At 38.3% G+C, this 16741-nt stretch carries 14 protein-coding genes; 6 read left to right on the top strand and 8 right to left on the bottom strand.

All coding sequences use genetic code 11. The features are described from left to right. Positions 1 to 19: 19 nt before the first annotated feature. The 6 genes from J7W16_RS16215 to J7W16_RS16190 are packed head-to-tail and all read right to left on the bottom strand — an operon-like array spanning position 20 to position 6883. Positions 20 to 850, bottom strand: a complete 831-nt coding sequence (locus tag J7W16_RS16215; protein ID WP_210598522.1) for a sugar phosphate isomerase/epimerase family protein — start codon at positions 848 to 850, stop codon at positions 20 to 22. Next, complete coding sequence (locus tag J7W16_RS16210) at positions 850 to 1821, bottom strand: DUF6005 family protein (RefSeq protein WP_210598521.1); 972 nt, start codon at positions 1819 to 1821, stop codon at positions 850 to 852. The genes J7W16_RS16215 and J7W16_RS16210 overlap by 1 nt, the downstream gene beginning before the upstream one ends. Continuing rightward, positions 1818 to 2093, bottom strand: coding sequence for a petrobactin biosynthesis protein AsbD (gene asbD / locus J7W16_RS16205; protein WP_210598520.1), 276 nt, complete (start codon positions 2091 to 2093; stop codon positions 1818 to 1820). Before asbD ends, J7W16_RS16210 begins: the two co-directional genes overlap by 4 nt. After that, positions 2090 to 3322: an AMP-binding protein gene (locus J7W16_RS16200; RefSeq protein ID WP_210598519.1), complete on the bottom strand. Its 1233-nt coding sequence runs from the start codon at positions 3320 to 3322 to the stop codon at positions 2090 to 2092. The genes asbD and J7W16_RS16200 overlap by 4 nt, the downstream gene beginning before the upstream one ends. Next, the gene (locus J7W16_RS16195; RefSeq protein WP_210598518.1) at positions 3289 to 5085 is read right to left on the bottom strand and encodes an IucA/IucC family protein; all 1797 of its coding nucleotides are present in this window, start codon (positions 5083 to 5085) and stop codon (positions 3289 to 3291) included. The genes J7W16_RS16200 and J7W16_RS16195 overlap by 34 nt, the downstream gene beginning before the upstream one ends. Continuing rightward, positions 5057 to 6883 (bottom strand): IucA/IucC family protein, encoded by a 1827-nt coding sequence (locus J7W16_RS16190; protein ID WP_210598517.1) that lies wholly within the window; start codon positions 6881 to 6883, stop codon positions 5057 to 5059. The genes J7W16_RS16195 and J7W16_RS16190 overlap by 29 nt, the downstream gene beginning before the upstream one ends. 443 nt (positions 6884 to 7326) lie before the next feature. Here J7W16_RS16190 and J7W16_RS16185 point away from each other — a divergent pair, with 443 nt between their 5' ends. Beyond that, positions 7327 to 8394, top strand: a complete 1068-nt coding sequence (locus J7W16_RS16185) for an AI-2E family transporter (RefSeq protein ID WP_210598516.1) — start codon at positions 7327 to 7329, stop codon at positions 8392 to 8394. Positions 8395 to 8518: 124 nt separating this feature from the next. On the opposite strand, the gene J7W16_RS16180 is transcribed toward J7W16_RS16185, so the two are convergent. Continuing rightward, on the bottom strand, positions 8519 to 10591 hold the full coding sequence (locus J7W16_RS16180; protein ID WP_210598515.1) for a carbohydrate-binding domain-containing protein: 2073 nt from the start codon (positions 10589 to 10591) through the stop codon (positions 8519 to 8521). A gap of 212 nt (positions 10592 to 10803) precedes the next feature. Here J7W16_RS16180 and J7W16_RS16175 point away from each other — a divergent pair, with 212 nt between their 5' ends. From J7W16_RS16175 to J7W16_RS16155, 5 genes are all read left to right on the top strand, one after another. Continuing rightward, positions 10804 to 11490 (top strand): response regulator transcription factor, encoded by a 687-nt coding sequence (locus tag J7W16_RS16175; RefSeq protein ID WP_210598514.1) that lies wholly within the window; start codon positions 10804 to 10806, stop codon positions 11488 to 11490. Then, positions 11483 to 12784: a sensor histidine kinase gene (locus tag J7W16_RS16170; protein WP_210598513.1), complete on the top strand. Its 1302-nt coding sequence runs from the start codon at positions 11483 to 11485 to the stop codon at positions 12782 to 12784. Before J7W16_RS16175 ends, J7W16_RS16170 begins: the two co-directional genes overlap by 8 nt. Positions 12785 to 12924: 140 nt before the next feature. Then, entirely contained in the window at positions 12925 to 13617 is a 693-nt protein-coding gene (locus tag J7W16_RS16165; protein ID WP_210598512.1) for a polyphosphate polymerase domain-containing protein, read from the top strand. A gap of 45 nt (positions 13618 to 13662) precedes the next feature. Further along, complete coding sequence (locus J7W16_RS16160; protein ID WP_210598511.1) at positions 13663 to 14346, top strand: DUF4956 domain-containing protein; 684 nt, start codon at positions 13663 to 13665, stop codon at positions 14344 to 14346. Positions 14347 to 14492: 146 nt separating this feature from the next. Beyond that, positions 14493 to 14621 (top strand): DUF4023 domain-containing protein, encoded by a 129-nt coding sequence (locus tag J7W16_RS16155; protein WP_210598510.1) that lies wholly within the window; start codon positions 14493 to 14495, stop codon positions 14619 to 14621. Positions 14622 to 14678: 57 nt separating this feature from the next. Here the strand turns inward: J7W16_RS16155 and J7W16_RS16150 are convergent, their stop codons facing one another. Then, positions 14679 to 16727, bottom strand: a complete 2049-nt coding sequence (locus tag J7W16_RS16150; protein ID WP_210598509.1) for a catalase — start codon at positions 16725 to 16727, stop codon at positions 14679 to 14681. Positions 16728 to 16741: the final 14 nt, after the last annotated feature.

Below are 16741 nucleotides of genomic sequence, written 5' to 3'. Positions count from 1 at the left end.
GTGAAGTGGCCTAGTCTTTTTATGTTATTGCTTCAGCAATCTTATACATCTTTCTAACTTCTTCTCCGTCTTTTGCTAACACTTCCTTAACACTCGGCCCAAACCATTCTAAGGATGCTTCTACTTTCATCATTGGGAAGACTTCTAATAGAAACTCACGGAAATTGACTGCTCCTTCAAATAAGGGAACCATTCCTTTTCTAGAACCTGCTGCTGCATATACATTATCAGGTGCAAATACATGTAAGTGTTCACGAGAAGAAATGTTCTTAAAGTGAAAATGAGAGACATGCGGTTGAAGCTGCTTAACTGCCTCGATTGGGTCAACTCCCGATTCCCATATATGTAGAACATCGAAGTTCACACGAAGAGCAGGATGATTGGTTTCAGAAATAAGTTGCAATGTCGACGCTAAGGTATCTGTTAACGTATTCGGATGTGTTTCAACAAGAATCGATTGTCCTTGTGATTCGACATACTCACATATCATTTTAATTCGCTCAACAAGTATAGCCCTTTCCTCTTTACTCGTTTTTACACTTGCTTTTCTCCCTACAAATGTCCGAATCTTACTCGTACCCCAGTGCTTAGCAAGTGTTGAGAGCTTTCTCGTTTCCCTCATCATATCTGGGATCGATGAATCCAAGGGTAAGTAGTCACTAAGCATGCTCGTTTTTAAACCATAAGACTCAAGCCAACTCGCATTATAATGAGATTGATCTGAAAGGTTCTTTGCATGAACTCCCCACAATTCGATTGCTTGAAAATGTTGAGTTGCTGCCCAGTGCGCTAGTTGATCGATGGAGTATAGATGATGCCGAAATGAGATTGTACAAAGAGACAGATTCATTAACTCACCACCTTCTTGGTTTGCTTCAGTTTTGACCATGCAGTAAAGCATTCTTGTAAGCCGCTCTTTATTTTAAATTCTAGTCGTTGTTGTTCCTCTAGCTTGGTATAAATGCTATCCACTAACAACAGATCCTTCGTCATTGCAAGCTTCATTGCTCGATATTGTATTGTCGTATAGCCTTTCACTAGGCGTTCAATCTCATCGCACCATGCTTCAAACCCGTCCTCATCATATTCAAGGATTTCCCAAAAATACGCAAAGGCATGTTCATATGCATACTTTCTAATTGCTAAAACAGGTACCTGCTTCAACGCAAGCGAAAGTTTAGAAAGCTCTTCTTTCTCTTTGCCAACAGTGTACATCTCGATTAGTTCCGTTATCGTATCTGTCATCGGATTGCGGTCGTGTTTGATACAAGTATTAAAATAAGCCTCTACTGTTTCAGTTGTAGGAGCAACTAGTGCTTCTGTATTGAAATAATACCCCCCTCCAACGGACGGTTCATTAATTGCGTTCAGAATTCTTTCCTTTGGTAACACACCTTCCCAGCGGAAGTCAGGGTCAAACATAAACCATTCTTCATCATTATCCGTAGTTTCAAGCATGACGTAATGAGGAAATGGCTGTTGGTTGAATTTATTTTCTCTCTCCGGCAGCTTAGACAAATCGAGCATGACCATAATGTGCTGATGCTGCAGCTTGTTTTCTAAAAGTCTTTGGATCTCTGCTAGATTTTCTTGTTTTGAACGACTTTCATCGTACCATTTGTAGAGCTTAATCCCATACAGTTGCTCATACCAGGTTTCAAAAAAAGCATGATCTATCCGCTCAGAGTGGTAGGTTAAAATCCCGTCAATGACATCAAAGTCAGCGTCCCACACCCCGAAATAGTAAGGACGATGATCCACACCCGGCTGTTTCTTAATGACTTCACACACACAACTTACAAAGCAATGAACTTTAATCATCGCTCTCCCTCCAATGTCGCTTCCTTTTGCCGCTTTTCTAAAAAAAGGGCAAGCCTCTCTACTGTTTTGAAATCATTTGGATCCATCTGTTCATCCGGAATAGTAAAACCGTAATCTAATTCTAAATGTAGGATAAGTTCAAGAATAATGACGGAATCCATATAAAGATCTTCATTTAAGCGAGCGTTCTCATGAAAATAAGACAGCGTAGGAAGTTCTATTTTTTTATCCAAGATCTCGTAAATAATTGTGATAATTTCCTCCTTCGTCATACAAGAACGCCCCCTATTTTCCTTCTGCTTATTTTTCCATTTGGTAGCTTTTCGATTTCAGTGACACGAGTAAACTCCATTGGAATCTGAAATGGAGCAAGAAATTTAGAGCACCAATCTCTAAGCTCATTGCCTTCTACTGGATCAGTTGAAACAAATTGAGCACAAACGCGTTCACCTGATAGCTTATTTTGTTTCTTATATACAACAACTTCCTCTATTCTTGGATCATTTAAAATGACATCTTCCACTTCCTGTGGATAGACATTTAAACCAGCAACGTTAATCATGTCGTCAATTCTTGAAACAAATAACACCTTTCCCTCTTTTATATATCCTACATCCTTTGTATAGATTATCTTTTCAGATGTTTCAATTATGATCTCTTCAGGGTTTGTTTCGTTACCTGCCTTTACTTTTAAGTGGGGCAATGGATAGCCAAGTTCTCGTACATCCTCTAACTGACCTTGAATGGTCACGCATCCTGCTTCAGAGCAGCCATACTGCTGAAGAACAAGACGGGAAGATTTCTTTAGCGAAATGAACCATTTAGATGGCATGATTGTTCCCGAAGTCATAACATAATTAAAGTGCTGCTTCTCGTCCTTTAAACGATCGAGTGTATGTAGCAAAGTTGGTGATGCGTAAAGGATATGATTTGGTTGTTCTCTGAGCTTTTTCAATAAGTATTTAGGATTCATATTCGTTATAATCACTGGTTCAGCCCCTCTTTCTAAGGAAGCCATCACTCCACTAATCAATCCATAGGAGTGAGTAATTGGGCAAGCAATGATTGATGTCGTTAAGTGATCGATCGGCAATGTTCTTGTGTATGCTGTGATTTCTTCTTCGACTGAATCCCATGTACGTTCAATACACTTCGGTTCCCCTGTTGTACCTGAGCTCATTTGAATCAGCACTCCATTCCCATCACTCTTATGTGCGGAGAGTTCAATAGCTGTCTCAATTGATTCGTAGAGTAAATAATGACTAGCTACGTTGGACGCCATTCGAATTGCCCCTTCTTTTGGTGTGGAAGGATGAATAGGAAAGACGGATCCTCCTTTCTTTCTTATGTAAAAACAAAGAGATAGCCACTGAAATTGATCAGGTAGACAAACAGCAAGCCTATAGTCCTGACAATCTCTTAAATAGGATATCGTTTCATATTTTTCGAATTGAGCTTCTAAATCATCTATTGTGTAGTAGCGGTCGTCGATATAGAACATATCTCATTCCCCTTTTGTCTAAATTCAGAAAAAACATTATTGACCAGATGGCGGAAACTTTCATCTCCCTTGTTTTGAACCTTCTTTTTGAGTAGCGACTCGACGTATATCTGATCATTCGCATATTGAAGCTGTTGATGCCGTTCTATTAAATGAGGAAATAGTTCTAAATGTTTTATAAGAGCTTGATCAACTTGCTTCCAAAAGAAATCCTCTCGATAATTGTTTTGGTTCTCAAGCAAGAACGACAACTCACTTAAATGAAAAACAAATAAAGTATCCATCACCAATTCTCTTAAAGCCTCTACAGACGACATCCAGAAAAACTGATCTAAAGGTCCATCCTTATAGTTCTTATGAATAGTCGCAAATAATGGGACCCTACTCGGATCTTCTAAATACTCTTCAACAAACTCTACACTTTCATGAAAATCCCTTAAAATGACTCTAATTGGCCAGCCGTTCTTATGCACTAATATCATATTCTGGGCATGTGCTTCAACTGCTATTCCATGGGCAACAAGGAGATGCCAAACCGGGATGACACTTACGTTGATGAGCTGTTCCACCCACTTTTGGGCATTATATTGTTTGAGCCAAGGAGCAATAAATGGCTGACCATCATTTTCCATGATCATTAAGGCCGTGAACGGCACTGCGTCTTCGTCTTTCTTTAGATCATTGTGCACACTTTCTCTCCAGATGACTCCAAGCTGTCCTTCTATTTCCTTGTTCTCGTTTCCATCTTCACCTTCAAACATGATACCTGCATATTCCTTTAACACTGTAAGAGACGCTTCCTCTTTCAAATAAGGGTCAGATTGAATGATGGTCTCAATCCAAGCTGAAATAGATGGTGCTGCACAGACTGAGTGAGGCTCCAGCTTTCGTAAGGAAGACGTATTTACCATATTCATTGGCAGTTTGATGTATGCTCGCTTAGGGTTCGATTCATTCCATAACGTGCGAACTGACTGCGTCGATCTATACCGATCCCCGCCCACGTCCAATAATAAAATGTCACTTTTCTTTATACTTTCTGACAGCAAACGATGTTGAATCGCTTTCCATTGCCACGGATGAACAGGTAGAAAGGTATACTCTCCAAACGTCAAATTTCTTTCCTTAAGCTGACTTAAAAGTTCTTGCCACATTGTCATGCCAAGCTCGCTAATCCAAAATTCCACCTCGTCTTCTGGAACAGACAGTGTTACTCTGTTTCTTCTAACAGCGAGCCATTTAAGACTAAAGCTCTGTTTAGCCTCTGGACCATATCTTTCATGATCATCTAATGTAAATCCCGTTCGTGACTTAAAGCATGGATGATATGGATGACCCTCAGTAATTTCAGATTCTAGCTCTTCATAACTAGATTCTCTCCGGGATCTTAGTTGAACGATATGACTTTCATTCCATTCGCATAATCTAACCGTTTGTAACAGTTCATTTAGTATGCGTTCTTTCGTTTTCATATCAGATACAACCTCTTCAAGAACCTCTTCAATCAAGGCTTCTCTAAGCTGTGAGCCTGGAAGCTTTTCAAAAATACGGTTTTCTATCAGTCTGATGCGGTTAAACGCCGTGGTTCTACCGACGCAGTAGTATTTGCGTTTTGTCCCAAATACAAAGGAGCTTAAGGGCGGTTCGTTAACTAGCTGTTCTACCTTATATTCAACCAAACCCTCAAATAAGATCGCCTCTACCAACTGCCTTCGTACTCGTGTCGCCGCCTTATTATAAGGAAATTGAAATAGCTTGTTCATGCTCTTCCTCCTTGTTATGAAGGGTGAACGGATTCGGTATTTCTGTATATACCGCTTGTTCTAATTTGGCCTTTAATTCATCAACATCATGAAACCTTGTCAGAAGGTTTGCTTTAAAGGCTAACTTTTCTTTCAATAAAATGGATTGAACAAACGTTTTCCCTTGCCCTGTTAATTGTCTCTCTAATAGTTTTAATTCATTAATTGTCCAGTGAATAAGTTTGTTTTCACTTATGAGGCCATCAGCACCAAATCTATAAATGACAGAAAATAGTTGGTTCATAAATAAATAGTAGGTAAATCTTTCTTGGATGAGACAATCGTCGTAAAAGAGCTCCGGTGTTTTCGCTAGTGATGGCTCAATAGCTCGTAACTTCTTACTATAGTAATTGGATAAGTAGTATCCTTGATTATCACGATAATAATAACCTTCAGGGTACCCTTTCGATATGTCTAACACACTATTTTGCTGATGTGCTTCAAGAGCAATTCCATATTCATCATATAAACGAATTAGTGGCTCAATTGCACAACTCCAATATTGCTTAAACCAATCTATACTCACCTTCTCAATCGACCTACATTCCTCATAAGCTAGTTCAGTGATCACTTGGGCAAGATGTGAGCTCCTGTTTGGCATAGGATCTTGGACTATGGCTGCTATTAAGCTTATTCCTCGATCTTTCCCTTTTGGAAAGGTATTGGATCTCACTATCACTTCAAATCCTGACTCCTCTTGATTTGGTAAATCGACAGTTATATAGGCTGGATCATCAATGATATGAAACGATGGATAGTTTTCTAAAAATGAAATTTTGCTTATTAAACTCGCCATAACAATACCAGCTTCTAGTTCATGTCTTTGAGTGACACGTAACGAATTAGTTAGTTTTACCGGAATGGAGAACTTGTACATATAAGCTTCCTCGGCGTTATACACAGTTCTAAGCGAAGATGTCGCTGTATAATTGGGACCATGTGCTCCTAAGTTAACAATTATCCCTTCTTCCATCGCCTTTCTAACATAATCCTGTTGTAGTAACCATTGTGTTTGAAGAGGATGTATTGGAATGATACAAGAATCATCAGAAATACTAGATGAACATTTCCAGTTTGAAACTGAATTCTTTATGATTTCACTTGCACTCTCTTGCAGAATGGATGATTCCTTTATTAATTTGCGATTAACTTGGAAATAGTGTAGCTGAAAAGAGCCTTCAAGTTCTGGAGCAAAGCTACTATGCTGCCATTGTGCCATTCCTTGCCTACTTTTAGGTGTCGGATGTAGCCAATGACCAAAATGTAGTGATTGTTCTGCAGCAATAAATCTCAACTCATTAAAAGGAGGAGCCACAAAGTTGTTCATCCTCTTTTCAATATAGTTTGTCATCGTTTGAAAGCTTTCAATTAGACGAAGGATTAGTTCATCATAATGTGAAGCATATTCATTATCACACGTCAATTTACTCATCAAATGAAGTTCTTGAATAAGCGTTATCAAGAAAGGAAGATAATCTTCTTTGTACCATTCTTGACTATCTCGACAATATTTCAGTAAGACACCAAATAATTGCCTACCAACAAGGGACTGATACTTAACTTCAATAGCGACCTTAATTGATTGATGGGGCAGTTCAAGCTCAAGCATTTGGTCTCCAGTAAGAAGTATCGATGTTCGGTTCTCATTCATCCATTGCTCCGTTTGGGACCAAACTCCACCGTCTATTTCACGAATATAGCTATTTACAAATGACTGAAACGTTGCATTTTGTGCGATTTGTTTTGCTGACTGATCCATATTTCCATCCTTTCACTAAGTCTTTAGTCTTAGTAGATGATAACTATTCTCAGTTAATAGTAAAAAAAAAGTACTATAGCATTTGAATTTACCTTTTGACCAAGCAGATTATAAACATCTTGGTTACTTTCAAAATGGGATGGACCTGGCATATCACTAACATGATGCTAGTTAAATGAACACCAATTATTTCCCATGCTTTCCACCCACTTTATGATTCCAAACGAATCATAACGTTCTTGTCTGTCTAAACATTCATAGTTCCCTCCTCAAATCTTAATCACCACTATCATACTTGATAATGATTATCAATTTCAATATATATTTAATATTTGTACATATTTGTTTTTATATTCCATTCATAGGTTTCGGTGAAATGTGTATTTTCCTGCAGTAAGGGAATAGGCAAGGAAATAGAGTTATAGCTATAGGAGGCGAGTGAAATGTGGATTAAACATCCTTTTTTCAAATACTTAACTGGTGTTGTTTTAGTGTTAATCACGTTGTATTTATTAGGCGAAGTTCAATTTATTCTGAGTCCAATCATTAATTTTGCAACTATTTTATTTTTCCCACTGCTCTTTGCTGGATTTTTGTATTATATTTTCAAACCAATTGTACAATTTCTTGCCAAAGCTAAGTACATTCCACGATCAGTGGCCATATTGATTGTCTTTACTACATTGGTCGGGGGTATTGTGTTAGCTGGTGCATCAATAGGCGGATCGGTTGAGGAGCAATTTGTACAATTCGCTCAAGATGTCCCAACAATCATTGAAGAAAATGAAGAACAGACTAAGCAACTAGTTAATGAAAATAACTTTGGTCTGATGTCCTATGAAGAAGCAAAACAGAGGGTCATTACCTATATAAGTAACCAGAGTGCGAAGATAGGAGATAATGTAAACGCAATTGTATCTACCATTACTAACTTTATAACTGTACTCGTTATTGTGCCATTTGTTTTATTTTATTTCTTAAAGGATGGACCACGCTTGCTCCCATACCTACTTAAAATTTTGCCTGAGAAGCATCAGGATGAGGGGAAAAGGCTCTTACATGATATCGATCAGACCCTCTCAACATATATTGGAGGGCAAATGCTTGTTGCTTTGGTGAACGGGATTTTAATGTATATTGGTTATTTAATTATTGGTTTAGATTATGCTATTGTTCTGGCTTTAATTGTCGTTGTAACTGCCGTTATTCCGATTATTGGTCCGGCCTTAGGAATTCTCCCAGCCATTATTATTGCTCTTTTGACTGATCCAGTCATGGTATTATGGATTTTGCTTATTCTTCTCATCGTACAACAACTAGAAGGAAACTTTGTTTCGCCATTAATTATCGGCAACAAGCTATCGATACATCCCTTAACTGTTATTCTGTTACTACTTGCAGCGGGAACCGTCTACGGATTTATTGGAATTTTAGTAGCTGTACCTTTCTACTCTGTACTAAAAGTCATTATCAAAAATGTCTACAGATTCTATCAGCTTCGGACAGCATAGATTCTCTCAGCACCAAGAAGACTGGGGAAAAAGTGCAGATTACATGAAAAACACCTTTGAGATTCAATTTTTCAAAGGTGTTTTTCTAAATTTTCAGTTCACTAGAGTTCGGTTAACTATCCAACTATGGTCTTCCTGTACCAAATTCAACCCCTAATTCTGCAAGCTGGGCCTGAGCCTCATCTCTTGTAATTGTCCCGGCCTGCTGTTGTTCCATAATTTCTTCAACCTTTGCTCTCGTCTCTTCATCTAAACTATCGAACATTGCTCCCTGAGCTCCTCTTTCAGGACGTTCTCCTCCTGGATTCATCATTCCTCCTTGATTCATTCCACCACCTGGTCCATTCATGCCACCCGTTGTTATCCCAGATTCATTCAACCACGTAACTGTTTCAGTTGGTGTAAATTCAATTATTTCTGATCCATTCTGATAGGTTACATCTGTGTATAGTCCATTTAGTTCATTTCCTGTTGCAGTCCCTCCTGAGAATAACGTATAAGACGTCCCTGTCGTAAGGGTAGGTGAGCTTATCATAACGGATTGGTAATCCTTTTCTGGACTAAATGTGATCACTGTATTTCCATCACTGCCCTTTAAATGAACCAGTGTTCCTGCTTTTTGTGTTTCAGAATAGCTCATTAACACAGATAATTGCTTCGATGTATCAGAAGCAGACTGAGTCATTCCTGCACTTCCTACAGCAATTAATGTCCCACCACTCACACCGAAGCTACCATCATAATCAAGAGCGCCATTACCACTATTTGTCGGTCCATTTACAATTACAGTACCATTCGTCATCGTGATCGACCCATTAGAATCTAGGCCATCTCCTTCTGCATTAACATAGGTGAACCCACCATTAATTGCTAGCAGACGATCACTTGTTGAGCTAGTTTGAGCCATATCCATTCCTGATCCATCATTTCCACCTGCGATGTTGATTCCATCATCCGTTGCAGTTAGGTGGAGATTCCCATCTTCTATCGTTACCGCATTACCCTCAAGTCCCTCATAACTCTTTGTGACTGTAATGTTTCCTCCTTGAGTTGTGATGGAGCCATCAGCGTGAATGCCATCATCTCCCGAAGCAATCGTTACATCACCGCCACCAATTGTAATGGTATCGTTACTGTGGATCCCGTCATCTGCAGAATCAATTAAAAAGCTACCTCCTGCAACAATTAAGTCTTTTGTAGCCTTTAACCCTTTAAAGCTTTCTGACTCTGTTTCTGTTGTTGGAGCCACCTGTCCCTCGCCTCGCATACTGTTAGCATTTGCAATGGTTTCAGGACTGCCTCCACCAGATACAATTGTATAGACTCCATCGTCTACCAATAATGATGCTACAGCTTGAACTCCGTCATTACCTGCAACAATGTCAAATGTTCCTCCTTCTAAAGCAATATTCCCTTTTGTCGTATCCTCGTCATTTGTTGACTTAATCCCATCTCCACCAGCTTCTATTTGGATGTTTCCTGCTTGGACAGCGACGATATCTCGTCCCATTAATCCATCATCGGCAGAAACGATCTCGAGGTTTCCTCCAGTAATTTTCAATTGGTCCTTACTCGTTATCCCATTGTTATAATTTCCATTCACAACCAACTTCCCACTTCCGTTGATTGTGAGGTCGCTCTTACTAAAAATGGCTGCATTTGGTTCATCATCTGACGCATCTACAAAAACATACTGCTCCCCATCAGAAATGATATTCTCAGTATCTTCAACAAGAGAGATCGTCGTTTTTTCTGCATTAACGACATGGATGGCTGAGCTAGTTTCGGAATGAATCTCCACTCCATTTAAAATAATCTTAACCGTGTTCTTATCCTCTGCATCTACGACAATCTGTCCATTCGCTAGCTGTCCACTAAATACGAAAACACCGCCTGTCTTAATTGTCACAACGCCATCCTGATAGAGAATTGGTGCATTGCTATCAAAATCAGCATCTGAACCGTTCAGTTCAATATAATAGGGATTTTCGCTTTTCCAATCGGTATAGTAGTCCTCATCCGAATAGGTAACCCATTCACTAATTGTTGTAGTGACCTCCTCATTTACTGCTTCATTTGTCGTTTCTGATGCTGTACTCGCTTCTGAATTTGTAGCAGAATCATCACTACAAGCAAATAACAGATGCAGGCTTAAAACGGCAACTGACATTCGAACATATCTTGATTTCTTTTTCATATTCTCGTCTCCTCTAGGATCTAGTAATAGGAATGTGACCTTCCACGACCTATTATTAGAGACGAACCTTAACAAAACCTTAAAACGAAAAAAACATTGAAATAAATTGGATTCAGCCTATAATCAAAATAACTAAGGAGACTGGTTCATTATTTTAGTTAGACATTTTAGTTATGTCCCCGGCCTCTTACTAATGAATAGGAGATCTACTAATGAAGCTACTAATTATTGAAGACGATCACGCACTGTCTGAAACCATTAAAGAAACGACAATAGGACTATTTGAAATAGAACAAGCCTTTGACGGGGAAGAGGGGTTGTTTCTTGCTGAACAGAATATTTTTGACGTCATCATTTTAGACATAATGCTTCCACACTTAAACGGCTATCAAGTACTCGAACAAATGCGAGAAAAACAAATTACAACGCCCGTCATTATTTTGACGGCTAAAGACGGAATTGATGATAAAATTCAAGGTTTTAAGGTTGGAGCCGATGATTATTTAGTAAAACCATTTCATCGTGCTGAGCTTTTATTACGATTGGAAGCGATCATTCGCAGATCAAACGGAGAATTTAAGGATCATACCATTTCCTTTAAGGATTTGAAACTAAATGTTAAAACAAAGACCGCCTTCATTGGTGACAACTCACTTAAATTAAATGGAAAACAGTTTGACTTACTAGAGTTCTTTATTAATAACAAGAACACTATTCTTACAAAGGAACAAATTTTTGATCGGATCTGGGGCTTTGAATCAGATACGTCTACAACTGTTGTTGAAGTGTATGCGAGTAATTTACGAAAAACCTTAAAAAAGTATCATTATGATCACTACATCAAAACTTTCCGTGGCTTAGGCTATATGCTCACTGAAAAAGGTGAGGATCATGTTTAAACATAGGGTATTTAGAAAACAGCAGCTCACCTTTATGATTTTAAACTTCATCGCCTTTACGATCATTTTTACGGTCTTTAGTGTAATTATTTACAGTCAGGTACAGACTACCTTATTTTCTCAAACAGATAAGGAGTTACTAAATTTCAAAGAAATGCAGTTAAATGATCCGTTTATGGAAGAAAAGCGTCCAATGCGTGATGAAGAGATGGATCAAGGTCCCCCAATTGAAGAACGTCCAAAGAATAATCTAAACCCAAGGATTATTGTGTTGGACTGGACGAAGGAAGGGGAACTAGTTAATCAAAATGAACTCGGATCATTATTTTATGAGAATTATTTACAGGATTACGAGCTTAATCTAACCAACCTCAATCAATTTACTAATATTGTTATCAATGACCAATACCACTTTAGATATCTTCTCTTTGAAAATGATACCGAAGATAATGAAGAAGTTGCTTACACACAATTAATTATAAATACAGATGCTGAGCAAACCATATTAAATAATTTCGGAAAGCTTATGGTCATCTGTTCATCCATTTTCATTACCTTATCCATTTCTGCAAGTTATCTATTATCAAAGAAAATGATGAAGCCAATAATCAGATCCTGGAACAAACAAGCAGAATTCGTTGAAAATGCATCGCATGAATTACGAACTCCGTTAACGATTATTCAAAATAAATTAGAATTACTGCTAACTGAGCCTGAAGAAAAAATTATCAACAAGTTCGAAAATATTGCTCTTAGTTTGTCTGAGACAAGACGATTATCTAAGCTAACCTCTGACTTGTTAACACTAGCGCGGGCAGATTCAACCGAAACCGAATTAACGAAACAAACCATTCAATTTGATTCCTTTGTTAAAAGCGTCTGTGCCCCTTATATTGAAATAGCAGAATCACAGGAAAAGCATTTTTGGCTTAACCTAAATAGCAAGGTCACTTTCGAAGCAGATGACGTCAGACTCCATCAGCTTTTCGTTATCTTTCTTGATAACGCCTTAAAGTACACTGGTGAACATGACAGTATCGGGGTAAAAACGTATATGGAGGATCAAAAGGTTGTTTTCGAGGTTACCGATACCGGGATTGGAATCAATGAAAAAAATATGAATTCCATCTTTGAACGTTTTTACCGTGAGGATAAAGCACGCTCTCGTGAGACTGGTGGTGTCGGCTTAGGCTTATCAATTGCTCAGTGGATTGTGACAAAGCATGGCGGAACAATATCTGTTTTTAAGAACCAACATAAAGGCACAACCTTTAAAGTGAGATTACCGAAATAATAGAACATAGTTACGAGAGTGGATCAAAGGGTTAACAAACAACCCTTTTGATTCACTCTCTTTTTTTAAGGTTTGTTTAAGGTTTGTCCTCAATAATAAGGCCATCGCATAAAAGAAATATAGGAAAGAGGCTTCCGCATATGAGTAGTTTAACTGGTTTGAAAGGACGCAGAGAATTAAAGCATGAGATCTCAAAAATGGATTGTTATCTACTTAGAAATAAGCTGAAACATTATATGGACTTGGATCCACATGCTAATAGTAAAGGAACCTATTTAATCCGAAGTGTCTACTTCGATAACTTCGATAATAAGGTCCTTACCCAAAAGAAAGAAGGCTTTTACGAACGAGATAAGTTTCGAGTACGACTCTATGATTTAAATACGTCCTATATGAACTTAGAAAAAAAGAGCAAGCGTAATAACTTAACGTATAAGCAAAATTGCCGAATTACAGCTGCTGAGTATGAACAAATGAGAAGTGGTCATATCGATTGGATGGAGTTTGATTCAAGACCACTTATTCAAGAATTATATTATCAAATGAGTTTATACCAGATTAAGCCAATTACTGTTGTTGATTATGAACGGGAAGTTTTCATTTACAAGTATGGGAATGTCCGTGTCACCTTTGATAGTTCGATTAAAACAAGCTTTCGTAATAATGACGTACTTAACCCTGATTTGGCTATGGTGGAAACGAACTCCGATATCGTCATTCTTGAGGTGAAATTCGATGAATATATTCCAACTATCATTAAGCAGCTATTACAGGTAGGAGACAGACGTCTTGGAACGTATTCAAAATACCAAATAAGCCGAATGTACGGTTAATACTTAATTCAGATTAAAGACGATCATCTACTGGAGGAAATGAAAATGGATAGTATAAATTTTAATGATATTTTCAAATCAAGTATTTTAGAGAAAACGAGTAGCTTTTCAATTGTTGATTCACTGATTGGATTACTAGTGGCATTTGTAGTCGGATTGTTCGTTTATTTTGTATATAAAAAGACATTCTCAGGAGTCATCTATTCCCATACGTATAATATTTCGTTAATTATTATGACTATGGCTACTGCCTTAATTATTATGGGAATCTCATCGAATGTTTTGCTTTCACTCGGGATGGTTGGAGCCCTGTCGATTGTCCGCTTTCGCACACCAATTAAAGATCCGATTGATATCGTCTATATGTTTTGGGCAATTGTTGCAGGAATTCTATGCGGAGCTGGCTTCATTCCACTAGCCATTGTTGGATCAATCTTAATTGGACTTGTTTTTATCATCTTTATTAATAAAATTACAATTGAAAATCCCTATTTGCTTGTTATTAAATATGAAGATATTTCCGTTGAAAACTCATTACAGCACGTTGTCTCAGGCCACACAAAAAAACATGTCATAAAATCAAAATCAGTGATGCCAGGTGATGACTATGAAGTCACTTACGAAATTAGAGTAAAGGAAGCCGACATGGACTTTATTAACCATATTTCAACAATAGACGGAGTAAAGTCAGCAATCATGCTAAGCTATGACGGTAATTTCACAGCATAAGTCTGGTATTTGATTTGATCTTTGTTACTCCTAGTATGAATCATTTTGTAATAATCACTCACTTCAATCGATTCCAGTTACTTACATGCATTGACGATGATTTTTGAGGGAAATTAACAATGAATGATTTCGAAGGAGGGTTTCTAATGGATACTCATGAATTTGTTGAGAAGTTACATGAAGATCAGCAAAAAGCTAAGCAAAACGAAAAACGCCAAGGGAAAGCCCACGCAAATCGTAAATTACCAAATAAACAGCATAGCACAAACAAGTAAGAGATAGAAAAGAAGGGTGACTCAAAAAGCATTGCCCTGAGTCACCCTTCTCAATATTTAAACGACTTGACGATCCCAATGTCTATGTGCAGAAATTGCATCAATAAACTTCTCTGAGAATTCCTTTTGCTCTAGGCCGTAAATTACACCTTGGCCCTGCTCAATTTGGTTTGAGATAAGTATGCTTTTACCTTCTTCTGTTGCACCAATTGGTTTGAAGTGTGTATAAGCTTCTTTAACAAACGGTAAGGTTTGCTTGTAAAAGGTACTGTTCTCGTTAAATGGACCAACGATATAAATAGCATCGAACAATACAGAATCTGCAGTTAGTAACGTATGATTAATTTCAATCTCTTTCCCATTACTTCCTTTTACCATTCCTAACTTTCCACTTACAAACTCGGGCTGTGCTCCAACATCCTTTAAGTTCTCCAACACTGGATTAACAACACTCTCATCAAAGTCGTGATCAATAAGAACCGCAACCTTACGAGTAGCTGGCTTCATCTTCGTATTCAGCTGACTTAAAGCAGCCGATGCTTTGGTTACCCCACTATCCTCTACCTGTGGTGGTGTTGCCCCAATTGCTTCAGCAACCGTTGTCGCAAGTCTATTACTAACATGTCCAAACATATCCACTACTTGTTGCTGTACGGATTTGCTCTTCACTTTACCAAGCTCGAAACTGAAGGCTTGAATAATATGGCCTTTCTCAGTTTCACTCATGCTATTCCAGAACAAAGTCGCTTGAGAAAAGTGATCTTCAAAGCTTTGGCTTCGAGCCCTTACTTTATGACCTTCCATTTTCTCTTGATAATGCTTATAACCACCCTCAGCCTCACTTACTGGTCTTGGTGTATTATTTGCTAGAGAATTTTGGTGATAGCTAACCGGTCCCTTGTTAATTGTTTGACGACCATATCCATCACGCTGATTGTTATGGAACGGACAGACAGGACGGTTAATTGGTAACTCATGAAAATTCGGCCCACCGAGACGAATTAATTGTGTATCTGTATAAGAGAATAAGCGCCCTTGTAGTAATGGATCATTTGAGAAATCAATTCCTGGTACGACGTGACCTGGGTGAAAGGCAACTTGCTCCGTTTCAGCAAATACATTATCAACATTACGATTTAATGTCATCTTTCCAATACGTTTGACCGGGATGTCTTCCTCTGGCCAAAGCTTCGTCGGATCTAGAATATCAAAATCAAACTTAAATTCATCTTCCTCAGCTAGAATTTGCACACCTAATTCATATTCTGGATAATCGCCGTTTTCAATTGCTTCCCATAGGTCGCGACGATGGAAGTCAGGGTCTTTCCCGTTAAGCTTTTGAGCCTCATCCCAAACGACAGAATGGGTTCCAAGAACAGGCTTCCAATGGAATTTCACAAAATGAGCTCTACCTTCTTCATTCACAAAGCGAAATGTATGAACCCCAAAGCCTTCCATCATTCGAAAGCTCCTCGGTATCGCACGATCTGACATTGCCCACATAATCATATGAGCTGATTCTTGATTGTTTGCAATGAAATCCCAAAAGGTATCATGAGCAGAAGCCGCTTGTGGCATTTCATTATGTGGCTCAGGCTTAAGGGCATGAACCAAATCAGGAAATTTGATCGCATCTTGAATGAAAAAGACAGGAATATTATTACCAACTAAGTCATAATTGCCTTCCTCTGTATAAAATTTTGTAGAGAAGCCACGGGCATCTCTTGCTAGTTCGCCAGACCCACGTGAACCAGCAACGGTTGAAAACCGAACAAAAACTGGTGTTTTTTTGTTAGGATCCTGTAAAAACCCTGCCTTCGTATATTCTTTCATTGACTCATACACTTCAAACTCACCATGAGCAGCATAACCACGTGCATGGACAATCCGTTCAGGGATTCGTTCATGGTCAAAATGAGTCATTTTTTCACGGAAATGGAAGTCTTCCATTAAAGTCGGGCCACGTTCACCAGCTTTCAAAGAAAATTCATCTTCAGACACCTTCAAGCCTTGATTCGTCGTCAGATCTTTTCCTTGATCATCTACTGTGAACTTGTCCAATTGTTCTTCTTTACTACTTTGGTTAACTCGACGCTTATCGCTCATTATTCATCCTCCTT

Source organism: Halalkalibacter suaedae (assembly GCF_017939705.1).
GTDB lineage: Bacteria > Bacillota > Bacilli > Bacillales > Bacillaceae_D > Halalkalibacter > Halalkalibacter suaedae.
The sequence above is the reverse complement of the archived record's forward strand: the minus strand, read 5'-3'. Positions and strand labels throughout refer to the sequence as shown.